This is a genomic window from Campylobacter sp. GB48, assembly GCF_049221845.1.
Taxonomy (GTDB): domain Bacteria; phylum Campylobacterota; class Campylobacteria; order Campylobacterales; family Campylobacteraceae; genus Campylobacter_D; species Campylobacter_D lari_C.
The window spans coordinates 1-564 of record NZ_JBMJAR010000097.1 but is presented as its reverse complement, the minus strand read 5'-3'; the positions used below and the strand labels follow the sequence as shown (position 1 = coordinate 564).

Sequence of the window (564 nt, the reverse complement as noted above, 5' to 3'; positions counted from 1 at the left end):
TCTAATAATTCATAATTATTGCGTCTAACCCAAAAATGCATAGGAGTCCAACCAAAGTCATCTTCATGCACTTCAAATTTAGCTCCACGATTTACTAGATATTGTATGATTTGAGAATTTGGGTTTTTAGCATTGAGTATATATGCGTAGATTAGAGCTTTTTTATAAATATTAGGCTCGCCTTCTACTTCTTTCATTAAGATGTATTTTTCATTAGCTTCTTTGATATATTTCATATCTACAAAGCGAAGATTGTATTTAGGATCTTTTAAACTTAAACCATACTCATCAAATAAATAATCTAAAATAGAAAAATCATTATTGTAATTTCCACAAGTAAATGCAGCTCTTACTATAGTTGTGCAAGGATCAAACAAAGACAAATCATCCTTGCTGTTTTTGTTTTTAAAATGCGCCTCATAAAAGCTTTCTTTTATGGGATAATCTTTTAAAAGATTTTTAACATTTTCTAAGTCATTATTACTAATAAAATCAAATAATTGTTTTTGAATTTGCATTTTTTCTTCAAAACTCATAGCTTTGATATCTTCTAGTTTTTTCATT

At 27.1% G+C, this 564-nt stretch carries 1 pseudogene; it reads right to left on the bottom strand.

The annotated features are described in order from the left end of the window. Positions 1-564: pseudogene (locus tag ACOTVC_RS09015) on the bottom strand (ankyrin repeat domain-containing protein); the annotation flags it as partial.